The organism is Corynebacterium sp. CCUG 65737 (assembly GCF_024454115.1).
GTDB classification, from domain to species: domain Bacteria; phylum Actinomycetota; class Actinomycetes; order Mycobacteriales; family Mycobacteriaceae; genus Corynebacterium; species Corynebacterium genitalium.
The window spans coordinates 50,991-66,122 of the sequence record NZ_JAGPZB010000002.1 but is presented as its reverse complement, the minus strand read 5'-3'; the positions used below and the strand labels follow the sequence as shown (position 1 = coordinate 66,122).

General features: G+C 62.1%; 16 protein-coding genes. 8 read left to right on the top strand and 8 right to left on the bottom strand.

The genetic code is table 11. The annotated features are described in order from the left end of the window. Positions 1-17: 17 nt before the first annotated feature. Positions 18-530 (bottom strand): hypothetical protein, encoded by a 513-nt coding sequence (locus KBX17_RS02315; RefSeq protein ID WP_255997930.1) that lies wholly within the window; start codon positions 528-530, stop codon positions 18-20. Continuing rightward, positions 521-1,219: a hypothetical protein gene (locus KBX17_RS02310; RefSeq protein WP_255994824.1), complete on the bottom strand. Its 699-nt coding sequence runs from the start codon at positions 1,217-1,219 to the stop codon at positions 521-523. Before KBX17_RS02310 ends, KBX17_RS02315 begins: the two co-directional genes overlap by 10 nt. Before the next feature lie 133 nt (positions 1,220-1,352). On the opposite strand from KBX17_RS02310, the gene KBX17_RS02305 reads away from it, so the two are divergent. The 5 genes from KBX17_RS02305 to treY are packed head-to-tail and all read left to right on the top strand — an operon-like array spanning position 1,353 to position 8,498. Beyond that, positions 1,353-1,913 (top strand): TetR family transcriptional regulator, encoded by a 561-nt coding sequence (locus tag KBX17_RS02305; protein ID WP_255994823.1) that lies wholly within the window; start codon positions 1,353-1,355, stop codon positions 1,911-1,913. 25 nt (positions 1,914-1,938) lie between these two features. Beyond that, positions 1,939-4,188 (top strand): glycogen debranching protein GlgX, encoded by a 2,250-nt coding sequence (gene glgX, locus KBX17_RS02300; RefSeq protein ID WP_005289628.1) that lies wholly within the window; start codon positions 1,939-1,941, stop codon positions 4,186-4,188. Continuing rightward, on the top strand, positions 4,185-5,354 hold the full coding sequence (locus KBX17_RS02295; protein WP_256018364.1) for a BRCT domain-containing protein: 1,170 nt from the start codon (positions 4,185-4,187) through the stop codon (positions 5,352-5,354). Before glgX ends, KBX17_RS02295 begins: the two co-directional genes overlap by 4 nt. 56 nt (positions 5,355-5,410) lie before the next feature. Next, positions 5,411-5,974, top strand: coding sequence for a hypothetical protein (locus tag KBX17_RS02290; RefSeq protein WP_255994821.1), 564 nt, complete (start codon positions 5,411-5,413; stop codon positions 5,972-5,974). Positions 5,975-6,002: 28 nt separating this feature from the next. Next, positions 6,003-8,498 carry a malto-oligosyltrehalose synthase gene (gene treY, locus KBX17_RS02285; RefSeq protein WP_256018363.1) on the top strand — a complete coding sequence of 832 codons (2,496 nt, stop codon included), beginning with the start codon at positions 6,003-6,005 and terminating at the stop codon, positions 8,496-8,498. A gap of 11 nt (positions 8,499-8,509) precedes the next feature. On the opposite strand, the gene KBX17_RS02280 is transcribed toward treY, so the two are convergent. Further along, positions 8,510-8,776 carry a hypothetical protein gene (locus tag KBX17_RS02280; protein ID WP_255994819.1) on the bottom strand — a complete coding sequence of 89 codons (267 nt, stop codon included), beginning with the start codon at positions 8,774-8,776 and terminating at the stop codon, positions 8,510-8,512. Then, positions 8,764-9,069 (bottom strand): hypothetical protein, encoded by a 306-nt coding sequence (locus KBX17_RS02275; protein WP_256018361.1) that lies wholly within the window; start codon positions 9,067-9,069, stop codon positions 8,764-8,766. The genes KBX17_RS02280 and KBX17_RS02275 overlap by 13 nt, the downstream gene beginning before the upstream one ends. A gap of 321 nt (positions 9,070-9,390) precedes the next feature. Between KBX17_RS02275 and KBX17_RS02270 the strand changes: the two genes are divergently transcribed. Then, the gene (locus KBX17_RS02270; protein ID WP_256018360.1) at positions 9,391-10,221 is read left to right on the top strand and encodes a DUF1266 domain-containing protein; all 831 of its coding nucleotides are present in this window, start codon (positions 9,391-9,393) and stop codon (positions 10,219-10,221) included. Here the strand turns inward: KBX17_RS02270 and KBX17_RS02265 are convergent. Genes KBX17_RS02265 through KBX17_RS02255 form a run of 3 tightly spaced genes read right to left on the bottom strand, consistent with a single transcriptional unit; the run spans position 10,218 to position 11,475 of the window. Next, complete coding sequence (locus KBX17_RS02265) at positions 10,218-10,595, bottom strand: RNA-binding S4 domain-containing protein (protein WP_255994816.1); 378 nt, start codon at positions 10,593-10,595, stop codon at positions 10,218-10,220. The genes KBX17_RS02270 and KBX17_RS02265 overlap by 4 nt on opposite strands. After that, positions 10,595-10,828 carry a hypothetical protein gene (locus KBX17_RS02260; protein ID WP_005289620.1) on the bottom strand — a complete coding sequence of 78 codons (234 nt, stop codon included), beginning with the start codon at positions 10,826-10,828 and terminating at the stop codon, positions 10,595-10,597. Before KBX17_RS02260 ends, KBX17_RS02265 begins: the two co-directional genes overlap by 1 nt. A 5-nt stretch (positions 10,829-10,833) precedes the next feature. Continuing rightward, the gene (locus tag KBX17_RS02255; RefSeq protein ID WP_255994815.1) at positions 10,834-11,475 is read right to left on the bottom strand and encodes a YigZ family protein; all 642 of its coding nucleotides are present in this window, start codon (positions 11,473-11,475) and stop codon (positions 10,834-10,836) included. A 30-nt stretch (positions 11,476-11,505) separates the two neighbouring features. Between KBX17_RS02255 and treZ the strand changes: the two genes are divergently transcribed. After that, positions 11,506-13,230 (top strand): malto-oligosyltrehalose trehalohydrolase, encoded by a 1,725-nt coding sequence (gene treZ / locus KBX17_RS02250; protein WP_256018358.1) that lies wholly within the window; start codon positions 11,506-11,508, stop codon positions 13,228-13,230. Positions 13,231-13,247: 17 nt separating this feature from the next. Here the strand turns inward: treZ and ilvA are convergent, their stop codons facing one another. After that, on the bottom strand, positions 13,248-14,531 hold the full coding sequence (gene ilvA, locus KBX17_RS02245) for a threonine ammonia-lyase IlvA (protein WP_256018356.1): 1,284 nt from the start codon (positions 14,529-14,531) through the stop codon (positions 13,248-13,250). A 124-nt stretch (positions 14,532-14,655) separates the two neighbouring features. Here ilvA and KBX17_RS02240 point away from each other — a divergent pair, with 124 nt between their 5' ends. Further along, positions 14,656-15,075: a hypothetical protein gene (locus tag KBX17_RS02240; RefSeq protein ID WP_256018355.1), complete on the top strand. Its 420-nt coding sequence runs from the start codon at positions 14,656-14,658 to the stop codon at positions 15,073-15,075. Positions 15,076-15,132: the final 57 nt, after the last annotated feature.

Here is a 15,132-nt window from a genome sequence, read left to right as displayed (position 1 = left end):
CCTTGTTGAAGTACATCCTATTCACCCACTTGGACACTCCCCCGTCCGCCTTCGAATGCGGCTGTGCTGACCAGCCCCAGCCAATAAGCCAGACTCGCCATGAACGGCGCAGCACACCACGCGATGCCGGGTTGGAACGCGGGCACCAAAGTGAATGTGTCAGACTCCGCTGCCGCGTGCGGAGGGTTGGCAAGATTAGCTGACCATTGGCCGAGAACGTGCAGCGCCCAGCTAGAAAACAACGCCACGCATGCGGCGAAAACCATGCGGGAAAGGTTGCTTTCCCGCTCCCCCGTCCCGTACGCCACAAGGCCGACAGCCAGCCCGAGGAGAGTAGAAAGGATGACAAACCAACCGAAGGATGCGAATTCGACGCTGTCAGGACTCAACACATGGTTGATCTGAACTCCGCCGTCAACAACCTCGGCAACATAGCCGGGGCGCAGGAACCCCCATATGACACCGATGACGCACCCGAGGATGACCCCGAGTGCGACGACCCCCGCTCCCCAGCGAAGCTTTAGTTGCACACCTTCCACTGGCCGTTCTCACGAGCGAAGCGCTGCACGCCGGACTCGGTCTGGCCGTTGGTGTTCACCGTCACGTTGGCGGAAGCAGTGTCGCCGTTCACACGCACGTCGGAAAGCGATGTCTGCGTCGCCGGGACCGGCGGAATCGGACGACCCTGCGCCTTAGCAGCATCGACTGCGAGCTGCATTTCGCGCTCGGTCTTCTCCAGGCTGGTGCCCTGGCTAGCCAGCTGCTGGTTGGTCTGGTCGACCACCTTCTTGCAGGAGTTGTCCATGATCACGCGGGTCCAGGAAACGAAATCGCCCGGGTTGTAAATGCGGTTCATGGTGTCGGTCATGGCCCGCACGTCAGCCTCGCTTGCGGGCTGCCCGTTCTCGATCGGCTGAATGTCAGGCGTCGGCAGCGTACCGTCCTCGAAGGGGTTGACCACGCCAGCACCCGGGTTCGGAGCGCCCTGTGCCTGAGGATCGTCAGCGTTCTCGCCCTCACCCTCCGGCTTATCCTTGTCGTCCTCTTTCTTTTCATCAGCCAGCGGATCGACCTCCGCGCCAGCGGTGACCTGGTTGGTTTCGGTAGCCACCTCGGACACGACGTCGCTCTGATCCTCGCCGGAGCCGCACGCAGCTAGTGCGAGGGGGGCAACCAAGACGGCGGTGGCGAGGGCGACGGCCTTCTTCGAGTTAGACATGAATCGGAACTCTCCTCTAGGTTTTCGAGAACTGCTCCCGACACTCTAGCAGCGTCAAGCTTCAGTTACTCAATTGTTGCGCAGGGAAGTACCAGTGAAGTAGCTGTGAATATCGGGTGTACCCTTGCGTGTTATGCAGCTGTCCCAGTCCACTATCGCACAAGCGGCGGTGGGCATCCTAGACGAGTACGGCCTTGCTGACGTGTCCATGCGTCGGGTCGCCGCGTCGCTTGACGTCGCGCCTGGAGCCTTGTACTGGCATGTGGACAACAAGCAGGAACTCATTTGCGCGATGGCAGAAATCATTATCGCCCCAGTCCTCGAGCGCACTTATGCCGGGCCGCGTGAAGCTTGCGCCGCCCTGCGCGGAGCTGTTCTCTCCCACCGCGACGGCGCGGACGTGGTCGCCACAGCCGCAGCACTACCCGGCGCGGACATTCACGCGCACCTCCTGGATGCAGTCAAAGCGACGCTCAGCGACGGGCCCTCGGCAGACAGCGAGCGCGCGGCGCTTATCGACGCGACCGCGACCGGGTTGCTCTATCTCACTCTCGGAGCGGCGAACATGCACCAGGCCGGCGTTCAGTTCAACGAAGCTGCCCGCCAAACCTCGGCTGCCACGGCTCCCCGCGGCAGCGTAGAACACGTTGAGCAGGCAATTGACCTTCTGCTCGCGGGCCTCGACGCACAGTGAGCTAGAGCTATTACTATCGAGTCTCATGACAACCCCTAGCGAGAACGCGCAGACCCAAGTTTGGCCTGGATCCTCCTACCCATTGGGCTCCACCTACGACGGTGCGGGCACTAACTTCGCCCTTTTCTCCAACGTCGCCGAGAAGGTTGAGCTGTGCCTGCTCGACCGCGAGGAGAACGAGACGCGTATTCCCCTCGAAGAGGTAGACAACCACGTCTGGCACGCCTACCTTCCTGGCGTCCTGCCGGGACAGCGATACGGCTACCGGGTCCACGGCCCGTGGGACCCTGAAAACGGCAAGCGCTGCGACCCGTCCAAACTGCTCGTCGACCCGTATGCCCGCGCATTCGACGGCGAGTTCGATGGAGATTCTTCCCTGTTCTCCTACGACATTCACGCCGAGGAACCCGGCACCGGCCGCAACGAGGAAGACTCGCTCGGTCACACCATGAAGTCCGTGGTGATCAACCCGTTCTTCGACTGGGGCGACGACCGTTCTCCGCGCATCCCGGATAATGACACTGTCATTTATGAGACCCACGTCAAGGGCATGACGCAGCTGCACCCCGATGTCCCGGAGAACTTGCGAGGCACCTATGCCGGCATGGCGCACCCGAGCGTGATCGCGTACCTCCAAGACTTGGGGGTCACCTCTGTCGAGCTCATGCCCGTCCACCAGTTCCTTCAGGATGACCGCCTGCGGGACTTGGGCCTGCGCAACTACTGGGGCTACAACACCTTCGGCTTCTTCGCGCCGCACCAGGATTACGCCGCCAGCGAGAAGCCGGGCGATGCCGTCGCCGAGTTCAAGGGCATGGTCCGCGCCTACCACGAGGCCGGCATGGAGATCATCCTCGACGTCGTGTACAACCACACCGCCGAGGGCAACCACCTAGGCCCCACCATTGCGTTCCGCGGCATCGACAACGAGGCGTACTACAGGCTTGTCGACGGTGACGCCTTCCACTACATGGACTACACCGGCACCGGTAACTCCCTCAACGTCCGCGACCCGCACTCACTGCAGCTCATCATGGACTCTCTGCGCTACTGGGTCTCCGAGATGCACGTCGACGGCTTCCGTTTCGACCTCGCTTCCACTCTGGCGCGTGAGTTCTCCGACGTAGACCGCTTGGCTACCTTCTTCGACTTGGTCCAGCAGGACCCAGTCGTCTCTCAGGTCAAGCTCATCGCTGAACCGTGGGATGTCGGTGAGAACGGTTACCAGGTGGGCAACTTCCCGCCGCTGTGGAGCGAATGGAACGGTAAGTACCGCGACACCGTCCGCGATTTTTGGCGCGGTGAGCCCTCCACCCTGGGCGAGTTCGCTTCGCGACTCACCGGTTCGTCGGACTTGTACAACCACAACGGCCGCCGCCCGACGGCGTCGATCAACTTCATCACCGCCCACGACGGCTTCACACTCAACGATCTGGTCAGTTACAACGAGAAGCACAACTGGGACAACGGTGAGGAAAACCGCGACGGTGAATCTCACAACCGTTCCTGGAACCACGGTGAAGAAGGCCCCACCGACGATCCGGAGATCCAGGAGCTGCGTTCGCGCCAGCGCCGCAACTTCCTGACCACGTTGTTGCTTTCCCAGGGGACCCCGATGATCGCCCACGGCGACGAGTTCGCCCGCACGCAAAACGGCAACAACAACGTCTACTGCCAAGACAACGAGCTGGCCTGGATGGACTGGAACAGGCTGGACGAGTCGGAGGAACTGCACGACTTCACCCGCCGTTTGATCAGCATCCGTAAAGAGCACCCTGTCTTCCGCCGTCGCCGCTTCCTGGCCGGCGGTCCGCTGGGCATGGACGCTCAGGACCGCGACATTGCGTGGCTGGCTCCCGACGGTCAGATGATGACCAATGATGACTGGGGCTTCGCCTTTGGCAAGGCCCTGCAGGTCTACTTCAACGGCAACATGATTGCTGAGCCTGATTCCCGTGGCCAGCAAGTCGTGGACGATTCCTTCGTGTTGATGTTCAACGCCTACCACGAGGACATCGAATTCACCCTGCCGCCGAAGAACATGGGCGCGAAGTGGGAAGTCCTCATCGACACCACTGAGCCGCTCGGGTACCCGGCGGAGAAGGAGGAGATTGAGGCGCAGGGTACCGCGAACGTTCCGGCACGCTCCACCCTCGTCCTGCGGCAGATCGAGCCGCCGGTCTTCGAGGACGGCGACGATGAGGCAGAGCAGGACGCAGCGGAAGAGGGCGCTGTTGTTGGTGGCGGTTCGACCCGGGTGAACCCCGAGTCATGATCTCAGCTCTCGGCACGCGCGTCGTCGTCACCGGCGCTGCTGCGGAAATTCACCCGGAGGAGTTAGAGCCCGCGCTTCGTGGCTCGTCGGAACCGACGGTGATCAACCTCGACGACATCACGAACACCGAGGTTCGCTCCGGGGACTCGTGGGATGAAAGCACGGTCGCGATCGAATCCGGCGGTGAAACCGTCACGGTGCGCTTTGCCCCCGGAGATACGGAAGGCCCGCAGCAGCTGTGTGCGTTGCTGACCGGGGAGTCCGTCAACGTCGACACCATCACCGGTTTCTCCTTTGTTGCCGTGGCTGTGCACACCGCCAGCCAGGACTGGGGCTCTGTGGACCGAGTGGACCTCGCCCGCGTCACCGACGGCGAGGTCACCGAGCGATTCAGCCTCGAACCACCGACGAAGGAGGCGTTAGCTGACTTCATTGGCGATAGCCCCCTCGTCGGCTACAACGGATACTTCGACGCATCTGCCCTGCACTATGCAGGCCTTGTTTCCGATCTCACCTTCGCGTGTGTGCTCACGCAGGCTCGCGCAGCTGAACTTGACGTGCCCAACCACAAGCTGGACACCCTCGCCGACTTCTTCGGAGTGGACGCCGACCCGGCATCGGTGATGAATGCTCTCGCCCGGCACGCCAAGCACACTGGCTCTCTGGAAGACTTCGTCCACGCAAGCGGCTTCGCCATGGGCACTGTCAGCGCTGACCGCGTTATTCCTGTGTTGCGCGACTTCTCCGGTGCAGCCTCGAGCATCCAGAAGGCCAGCAAGGCTGAGAAAGACACCCCGAAAAAAGAGCAGCAGGGCAACAACAGGGGTCCCGCGCCGTGGCAATCTGTGGCTACCCCGGACACCATCCCGGATCCGGCAGTCGATGCGGACCCGAACTCGCCCCTGTACGGGCAAAACGTCACCCTCACCGGAGAGTTCGATCCTTTCGATAAAGGACAGCTCTGGGATGGCATCGCCAACCAGGGCGGCCAAGTAGGAAAGAACGTGACCAAGAAGACAACCATCCTGGTCACCGGCGAGTGGGCCACCATGACGTCAAAGGAAAAAAGGGCCCGGGAATTGATGGATAAAGGCCAAGACATTGACATTTGGCCAGCAGAGAAGCTACTCAACGTGCTCGGTCTCGACGAGGAACCTCCCTTCTAGCCTTTTCCGTCCGGCACCGGGAACCAGACGGGGCGGTGGCGCAGTCTAACTAGGGCATGACCACCACATGCTCTACCGATCTGCTTCCTGTCACCGGGTTCGTCGCGTTGCCGGTGCGGGCGGAAGTCGTCGAAAAGCGACCCTGGGGCGAGCGCGGGGACTCGCCCGCGTATCTCAACCTCTCCCCCAACGTCGTGGCAGTGCTCATCTCCGAAACCGGGCACTTACTGTCCCAGATTGACCTGTGGGACAGGGGCCTCAGCGTGAAACAGGCGTGGGATTCTGCCGCCTACACCTTGTTGGAGCGCCAGAATTCTCACCGCGTCGAGTTCCAGGTACGCAACGCTTCATGCGCACTCGGCACTACTGCGCCACGCGGATTCGAAATCGCCCCCTTCGATGTGCCTGCAGTGGCGTGGCTGTCGCACCCGAAAACGTTTCAAATGCTGCACCAGCACTTTCTCGAAGTGCTCGTTCCGAAAACCGGACTCGTGTACGTCACCCGCGACCAGCGCGACCTGTTCGTGCTGGACACCACAATCGAAGCTGCTGCGAAGGCTGTACCGCAGGCGACCGTCATGACGTACTCCCTTGGTTTCCCTGTCGTGACTAGGGTGTGAGGGGTACCCACCATTTAAGGAGCGAAGCATGCACCGCCCGATCACGTCCACTTACCGTCTGCAGTTGCGGGGGACGCAGGCTGATCCGTCGGGCCGCGGCTTCGGTTTCGCGGACGCGGAAGCCCAGGTCCCCTACCTGAAATCGCTGGGCATCTCCCACCTGTACCTCTCCCCCGTGTTCACCTCGTACCCGGAGTCGAACCACAACTATGACGTCACCGACCCAACGGTGGTCAACCCAGAGCTCGGAGGTTTGGAGGGATTACGAGCGCTGGCTCATACGGCACACGAAGCGGGACTGGGTCTGATCCTGGACATCGTGCCCAACCACCTGGGTGTGGAGACACCGCAGAAGAACAAGTGGTGGTGGGATGTACTCAAGAACGGCCAAGACTCGGAGTACGAGTCCTACTTCGACATCGACTGGCACGAAGACAATGGCGCTGGCGGCAAACTGGGGCTCCCGGTGCTGGGGCAGCCTGGCGACGAAGACGAGTTCGAGCTGACGCTTCTCGACGAGATCGATGAGCCGGTCCTGAAGTATTACGAGAACTACTTCCCGCTGAGGCCTGGGTCCTTCGACTCGCTTGACGACGATCCGCGTGAAGTCTACGAACGCCAGAGCTACCGGCTGATGTACTGGCGCGACGGTGTCATTTCCTACCGCCGTTTCTTCTCCGTCAACGGGCTGGCCGGTATCCGCCAGGAAGATCCGCTCGTTTTCGAGCACACACACCGGGTGCTGCGTCAGCTCATTGCTGAAGATCTCATCGACGGCATTCGCGTCGACCACCCGGACGGTCTGGCGGATCCGTTCACGTATCTCAACCGACTTCGTGACCTCATTGGGGATGACCGCTGGCTGGTCGCAGAGAAAATCCTCGGAGTCACCGAGCCGCTCGATCCACGCCTGGCGGTCGATGGCACGACCGGCTACGACGCGTTGCGCGAACTCGACGGGATCTTCATCAACCGCGAAGCCGAAGACTCCATGAGCATGCTGTCTTTGCGCCAGTCCGGGTCTACCTGGGATGAGCCCGCCACCGAGGCCGCAGAGCACCAGCTCAAGCGCGACGTCGCCGAGTCCGAGCTCGCCGCAGAGATCCGCCGTCTGACACGCGCCATCCGCCGCGACAACTTCTCCACCGCCGGCTCCAATGTCTCCGAAGAAGACTTGACCAAGACGGTGATCGACCTCATTGCTGCCATGCCGGTGTACCGCGCTGACTACATCTCGCTGTCACGTCAGACTTCTACTGTCGTGGCCGACATGGTGCGCCGTTTCCCGTCCCGGCGCGCTGCCCTTGACCTGATCTCCGCGGCGTTGCTGGCCAACGGTGAGGCGAAGACGCGTTTCGCGCAGGTCTGTGGAGCCGTCATGGCCAAGGGTGTGGAGGACACGCTGTTCTACCGCGCCTGCCGCCTTGTCGCCTTGCAGGAAGTCGGCGGGGCACCTGGACGGTTCGGTGTCTCGGCGGCTGAATTCCACCTGCTCCAGCAAGAGCGCAATAACTTGTGGCCGCACGCCATGACGGCGCTGACCACCCATGACACGAAGCGCAGCGAGGACACCCGCGCACGGATCATTGAGCTGACAGAACGCCCGAAGACATTCGCTGAACTCATCGCGCAAGTCACGGCGCTCGTTCCCGCACCAGATCAGGCCACCGCGCACTTCCTGATCCAGAACATTATCGGGGTGTGGCCGGCTGACGGGATCACCGAAGATGTTCAGCAGCGCCTGCGCGATTATGCCGTCAAGGCGGTGCGCGAGGCGGGTGTGCACACCTCCTGGTTCGACAACGCCCACGACTTCGAAAAGGCCATCACCGACTGGGTCGACGCTGTCGTGGAGGGGCCGGCAAGTGGCATGATCACCGACTTTGTCAAGGAGATCCACCGGGGTGCTGTCCAGGTCTCCCTCGGCAGGAAGCTGCTTCAACTCGTGGGGCCGGGTATCCCGGACACCTACCAGGGCCAGGAGTTCATCGACCTATCCCTGGTGGATCCGGATAACCGCCGCTTTGTTGATTACGTCAACCGCGAACAAACGCTCTCCCAGTTCAAGGAGAGCGAGGACCACTACGCAGATCTCTGCTTCGCCCGCGATAATGCTGACGGCACTGGCCTCTACCCGCACCTAGAAGACGTGGCGGACCGCGCGAAGCAGGCAGTTGTCCACGAAGGCGCGATGCTGCGCCGCCAGTACCCGGACATCTTCCTGGGTGGTGACTATCAGGCAGTCTTCGCTGTCGGCGAGGCCGATAACCATGTTGTGGGGATCGCGCGCGGAGCAGATTCGGCCAGCCTCTCCGTGATCGGCTTGGCTGTGCGCCGGCCCCTTATTCTCGAAGACAGTGGCGGATGGGGCGACACCACCGTCACTCTCCCCGAAGGTCAGTGGACAGACCGCCTCACCGGGAGAACCTACGAGGGCACGATCCCGTGCGCAGAGCTTCTCGACGTTCTGCCCACCGCACTTTTAGTCAGCCACCACCTCGACTCCGCCCGCTGGGACAGCTAGGCGGAAAATGGCTAGGCGAAGATGAGCACGAGGGTCACCACAATGGTGACCACGATCACGGCCAGGACCAGCTGGGTGGTGTAGGAGACCTTCACGGGCGACAGGCCTTGCTTCCAGAACTCGTAGTTCTCGCCGTAGGGGTCGTCCTTCTTCGCTTTGTTCGCCGCCGGGGCCGACGGGCCGTAGTTCGGCTGAGGCCGGTTCGGGGGCGGATCGGGCAGGAATGCGTCGCCAGAGAAGGTGGCGCTCGGCTCCGGGTAGGTGTTTAGGTCAGCCACTGGCGTTCTCCGATCGCTTCGCGGATGTTCAGTTCGAACTGCTCGGGGGTCATGTCGACGTTGTTCGCTTCTTGGTGGACATCAATCCACTTATTGAACAGTTCGGGGATGGTCGCTTCCGGTGATGGGCTCTGCATCGCGAAGTCGAGGGCGTGCAGGATGCGCATCAGTCCGGTGCGGTTGAATCCGATCCAGTTCACTTCCCCGTCCACGGCTTTGAGGGTAAGTGTCGGCTCTTCAGCCGGCCCGTACGGGCGGCCGCAGAATCCGGTGAGCCATGCGTGGTCGATCACTGTTACTTGGCCCGGTGCAGTGCCCAGGAACAGCCGCGAGGAGGTGCACACACACACACGCCGACGTGAACCCGGGAGCACTCGTGAGTGCAACCTCCAGGATTTCCTCTCCAGGACCGAGCACCTGCATGACGTCGTTCACGACGGCCGGTGCGATTTGGGTGTCGCCGCAGCGCTCTAAAGCTTTACGCGCAAACTCGTTCTCATTCACCACATACGGCAGGTTATCATGTGCGTTGCGTGAAAATGGACTTAGAATCTATGTAGCGAAATCTGAGTGAGCTGAGGTTTGAGTCCGCTGTTTGAGGAAGGAATCCCCCGATGACCGCCATCACTGCTGCACGGTTTGAACGCCCCCGCGCTAAGGCTGAGGATGTTGCCGTTGACCTGTGGGAATGGAGCACCCCGCAGCCGGACCGTCAGACAGTGCTGGAAGCCTCCTTCGCGCTGCCGTACCGGGTCGGGCATGACCGGCCCGTGGACACCCCCACGTTGCCCGTGAAGAAGGACCGCGTGCAGTACAAGCGCATGCTCGAGCAGTGGTGGGGTATCACTTCCGCCGAAGAAACTCGACAGATGACGGAGAGGCTCATCGCCGGCGACGTGCACACAGCCTCGTCAGATGCGGTGCTGCACACCGCCGAGATGCTCACGGGCGAGTTCGCACCGCAGGAATGGCGTTCGCAGGATTTCGCCGAGCGCCGCCGAACAATGGAGATCTTCCTGGAGCACCTGGCTATCTCCAACTGGATGGATCCGAAGCAGCTCTGGACAGACTTCGACCACTGGCTCGCAGTGCGCACCCACCCGTCGTTTGCGAACGTCAATGCACCGTCGGCCCCGGCAACGACCCGCGCCTGGGACATCATGCGTGTGGAAATGACCGCTGCGACCGCCGCCCTCGTCGGGATCATCACCCCGGAAGAGTACTCCAGCTACGCCGCCCGCGCCGTCGCTGAGCTGCAGAAGCACTTCATGTCCTGGGCGGATGCCGCAGCGAGCTTCTGGTGGGGCCGCGCGATTTGGTCAGCTGACACCATCCGCGACAACGCGGACGACATGCAGGGTGAACTCCAGGTGTTTCACCACATTCTCACGGAGGCGTTGACTGACCCGAACTCCCCTTGGCGGCGCTTCCCGCTCCACGCTTAGCCGCTCCTGCCACGCAGTTTGTCCAGCTCGCGGCGTTCTTTCTTCGTCGGCCGGCCAGCGCCGCGGTCACGCTTCGGCATGGAGTAGAAGTACTCCTTCGGCGGTGGCGGCGGAGAGTGGTCGATGTAGCACTGCCGCGCGATGGGTGCGCCGACGCGTTTCCGGGGCGTGTCGACGACTTCGTAATCCAGGTCGCGGTAATCCCTCCAAGCTTTGACGCGGTCCCCCGGCACAACTTGAGCTGAGGGTTTGACCGCATTGCCGTTGAGTTTCACGTGCCCGGCGCGCACAGCGTTCGCGGCCTCTGTGCGGGTTTTATACATGCGCACCGCCCACACCCACACGTCGATGCGGACGGCGGATCCGTCTGGCACTAGTACTGGTCCCGGTGGTTGATGATCTTCTGAACCTTGCTGTAGTTGACCATTCCGCCGACAACGGCAACTACGAAACCGAGCACGATAAGCGACCACGTTTGGGTCAGAAGTGCCAGTGCGACACCGCCCACAACACCTCCGCCGACCCACAACGCGCCATTGCGGGAATAGCGGCGCACGGCCTGCTTGCGTGCTTCGATCGGGTTATTCGGGCGGGGCTGGATCGTCATGGGGTTCAGTCTAACGCACGCTCCACCCACGTCTGCCCCACCGTGCGTGCTTCGCTCGTGCCCTGAGTCAGAGCCGCCAACAGCTCGTTCAACTCCTCCACCCCACCCGGCGCAACAGCGAGGGTGTAGGCCGCCTGGGCGCCGTATTCGACATCGACCACGTCCACTCCTGCAGCACGCAGGTCCGCCTCCACTCTGCCTGCGTCAGCATGCGGCAAGTCGACGCGGGCGAGTTCGCGCCTTCGCTTTTCGACGGGTTCCACCAGCTCCAGCGCCTGCGACACCGATTCCGAGTACGCGTGGACGAGACCTCCCGCGCCGAGCTTCACGCCGCCGAAATAACGGGTGACCACAGCGACCGCACAGCGCAGCCCCGACCCGCGCAGCGCGTCGAGCATTGGTTTGCCAGCTGTGCCGGACGGTTCGCCGTCGTCGGAAGAACGCTCGATGCGTCCTTCCGGGTCCGCGATGAAGGCGGTGCAGTGGTGCCGCGCGTCGGGGAACTCGGCGCGGGCACGCGCGATCACGTCGCGGGCTTCCTCCTCGGATTCAGCGCGGGCGATCCAGGTGATGAAGCGAGATTTCTTGATCACTATCTCATTGACCACCGGGTCGCCTGGCGGAGGAAGGGTGAATGTCGTCAGCATGAGTTTCAGATATTACTTAGTGTGGGAGACATGAGGTTTGAAGTCTGGGCCCCGCACGCGCACGATGTTCGTCTCATCGTCGACGACACCGAGCACGATATGCGCCGCGATGACAGTCGCCGCGGGTGGTGGACCAGCGATGTCGAGCAGGTTCCTGGCCAGCGCTACGGCTTCACGCTTTTCGACGGCAACGACTGGTCCAAACCCCTCCCCGATCCGCGCTCCCGGCGCCAGCCGGACGGCATTCACGGACTCTCGGAAGTCGTCAGTACAGACTTCCCGTGGACCGACGACCACTGGGTCAACTACGAGTTGCAGGGCCAAGTCATCTACGAGCTTCACGTGGGCACGTTCACGCCGGAGGGAACGTTCGATGCGATCGTCGATAAGCTTGATTACCTCGTTGAACTCGGTGTGACCACGATTGAACTCATGCCTGTCCAGCCGTTCGGGGGCGAGCGCAACTGGGGGTATGACGGTGTCGACTGGTTTGCAGTCCAGGAGTCCTACGGCGGACCGGAGGGCCTCAAACGGCTTGTCGATGCTGCCCACCACCGTGGCGTGGGCGTCTTCCTCGACGTGGTGTACAACCACTTTGGCCCCGACGGCAACTACAACGGCATGTTCGGCCCCTACACCACCGCTGGCTCGACAGGCTGGGGCGATGTGGTCAACCTCTCCGGGGCCAACTCGGACGAGGTGCGCGCCTACGTGCTTGATTCTGTCCGGCAGTGGCTCGACGAGTTCCACATCGACGGGCTGCGACTCGACGCGGTGCACTCCTACGACGACCGCGCAGCGTACTCCATCATGGAGGAGATCAACATGCTCGCCGACGAGATCGAGGTGAAGAACGGCCCGAACCCGATCATCATCGCAGAGAGCGACTTGAATGATCCGCGCATCATCGCCGACTACGCCCACGGCGGGTACGGGCTGGACGCGCAGTGGCTTGACGACGTCCACCATGCCCTCCACACCGTCATCACCGGCGAAAACATCGCTTACTACGAGGACTTCGGAACAGTGGAAATCCTCGCCGACAGTCTCCGCCACGGCTACCGCTTCCGCAGAGACTGGTCCAACTTCCGCGGACGCACGCACGGGCGCGCACTGAACCTAGAGCAGATCGCACCGTGGAAGCTGATCACCTACACCACCACGCACGACCAGGTAGGCAACCGCGCAGCGGGCGACCGGCCGTCGCAAAACCTGACGATGGCGCAGCACGCGTTGAAGGCGGCAGTGATCTTCTTCAGCCCGTTCACGCCGATGATCTTCATGGGCGAGGAGTTCTTCGCCCAAACCCCGTTCCCTTTCTTCGTCTCCCACACTGACGAGGACTTGCAGCGGCTCACCCGCGAAGGCCGCGCGCACGAATTCGCCCGCTACGGCTGGAACTTCGACCATGTGCCCGACCCGGTCGACCCCGAGACCTTCGAGTCGGCGAAACTCGACTGGAACTTCGCCGGCGACAACGTGAAGATGTACGAAACCTACAAGGATCTGCTCACGCTGCGCCGCCGGCTCGGACTGGCCAAAGACGACCTGCGCGAGCTCCAGGTCGATCACGGAGCAGACGGCGAGAAGTGGTTGACCATGGGGTACGACGACGTCTTCCTCGCCGTCAACTTTTCCGACGAGGAGGTCACAGTGCCCGCGGGTGGTGAGTTGGTGTACTCGTACGGCTCGCCGCGCGTCGATAAGCAGCAGACCGTGCTGGGCGCATGGGAGTTCGCGATCATCGCACGCTAGCCCCGCGCTGACTCGCGCTAACCGGTGACGATGAATTCGTACTCCGGTGTGCCCGGCATGAGGCGCTGACAGTCGAAGGAGGCATCCTCCATGCGTGCAAGCAGCGGATCGAGATCCGTCGCGCGAGCCAGTTCGATGCCGACGAGCGCGGCACCGGTCTCCCGGTTGTTCTTCTTCAGGTATTCGAACAGCGAAATGTCGTCGTCCGGGCCCAGCACATCGTTGAGGAAACGGCGTAGCTGGCCCGGCTCCTGGGCGAAGTTGACCAGGAAGTAGTGCTTCAACCCGCGGTGGACTAGGGAGCGCTCCATGATCTCGGCGTAGCGCAGCACGTCGTTGTTGCCGCCGGAGATGACGCAGACGACCGTGCTGCCTGGTGCGAGCTTGACCTCATCGAGCGCGGTGACCGACAGCGCGCCCGCAGGCTCCGCGATGATGCCTTCGTTCTGGTACAGGTCCAGCATGTTCGTGCACACAGCGCCTTCATCGACGTCGACGATGTGGATGCGTCCCTGGTTTTCCTCGATGATGCGGTAGTTGACGTCGCCGATGCGCTTGACCGCGGCCCCATCGACGAACGGATCAATCGCCTCGAGCGTGACCGGTCCGCCCGCGTTCATCGCAGCTGCCAGGGACGCAGCGCCTGCTGGCTCAGTACCGATGATGGCCGTGCGCGGCGACATGTCGGCGAGGTAGGCGGCGATTCCTCCGATCAGACCCCCACCGCCAACGGGGACGAAGATGGAGTCGAGCGATTTGCCGAAACCAGTCAGCTGCGTGAGCACCTCCGCAGCCACAGTGCCCTGACCGATGACGGTGTCACGCGCGTTGAAAGGCTCCACGAGGGTGGCACCGCGATCTTCCGCATCTCGGCGCGCTGCTTCCGCGGCTTCGTCGAAGTTGTTGCCCACGAGCACAAGCTCCACGCTGTGCCCGCCGTGGACCATGATCCGGTCGCGTTTCTGCTTCGGGGTCCGCTTGGGCACGAAGATCTTGCCGTCAATGCCCATCGCCCGGCACGCGTACGCCACCCCTTGCGCATGGTTGCCTGCCGACGCTGCGACGACCCCAGCCGCTTTCTCCTCATCGCTCAAGTTGGAAATGTTGTAGTAGGCGCCGCGGATCTTGTACGACCGCACGTCCTGGAGGTCTTCCCGCTTCAGATACACCTCCACCCCGTACTGCTGCGACAGACGCGGGCAGTACTGCAACGGGGTGGGCGCGATGACGCTGGAAATTCCAGCCTGCGCACCCTGGATATCGGAGGCGTGCACGGGCGTGAAATCAGGCGCGGAAGTCATAGAAGATCATCTTAGACCCCTTGGATTTTGCCGAAAAAGAGACTAGACTATGTCGCGGTTTCCAAACCTACTACTGCACGTCGCACGCACGTTACCCGTGAACGTTTTGAAGGAGTCTTTCCCCGTGAAGAAGCGCACTGGCCTTATCGCCGCCGCACTGTCCGCCACTATGATCTTCGGTTCCACCACCCCTGCGTTTGCTGATGACGCTAACGATGGGAAGGTCGAAAGTGTCAAGGACAACGACACCCCGTCTGAGGACAAGGACGAGGATAAGGAAGAAGACAAGAGCGATAACAAGGGCCCCTGGGACAAGAACGGCGCATCCAGTGAGGGGCCATGGGAGAACGGCGGCAGCTTCCCCGAGGGTTCTTCCGGCCTGAACCGCCTCGAGGCGTACTTGAATTCCAACCACTTCGAGTCGATCTCTGCCATCGTCGCTGCTCTTGCCGGCGTGGTTACCGTGGCCACTCAGCTCGCCGCGCTGATCATCAAGATCAACCCGGCTGCGAAGGCGCAGTTCGAGGCTCTGTTCAAGAAGTAGAAACATGCTGGATAGTTAGATGAGCTAGTTATCCAGAGCACTAAAGCTGGCGAGCTG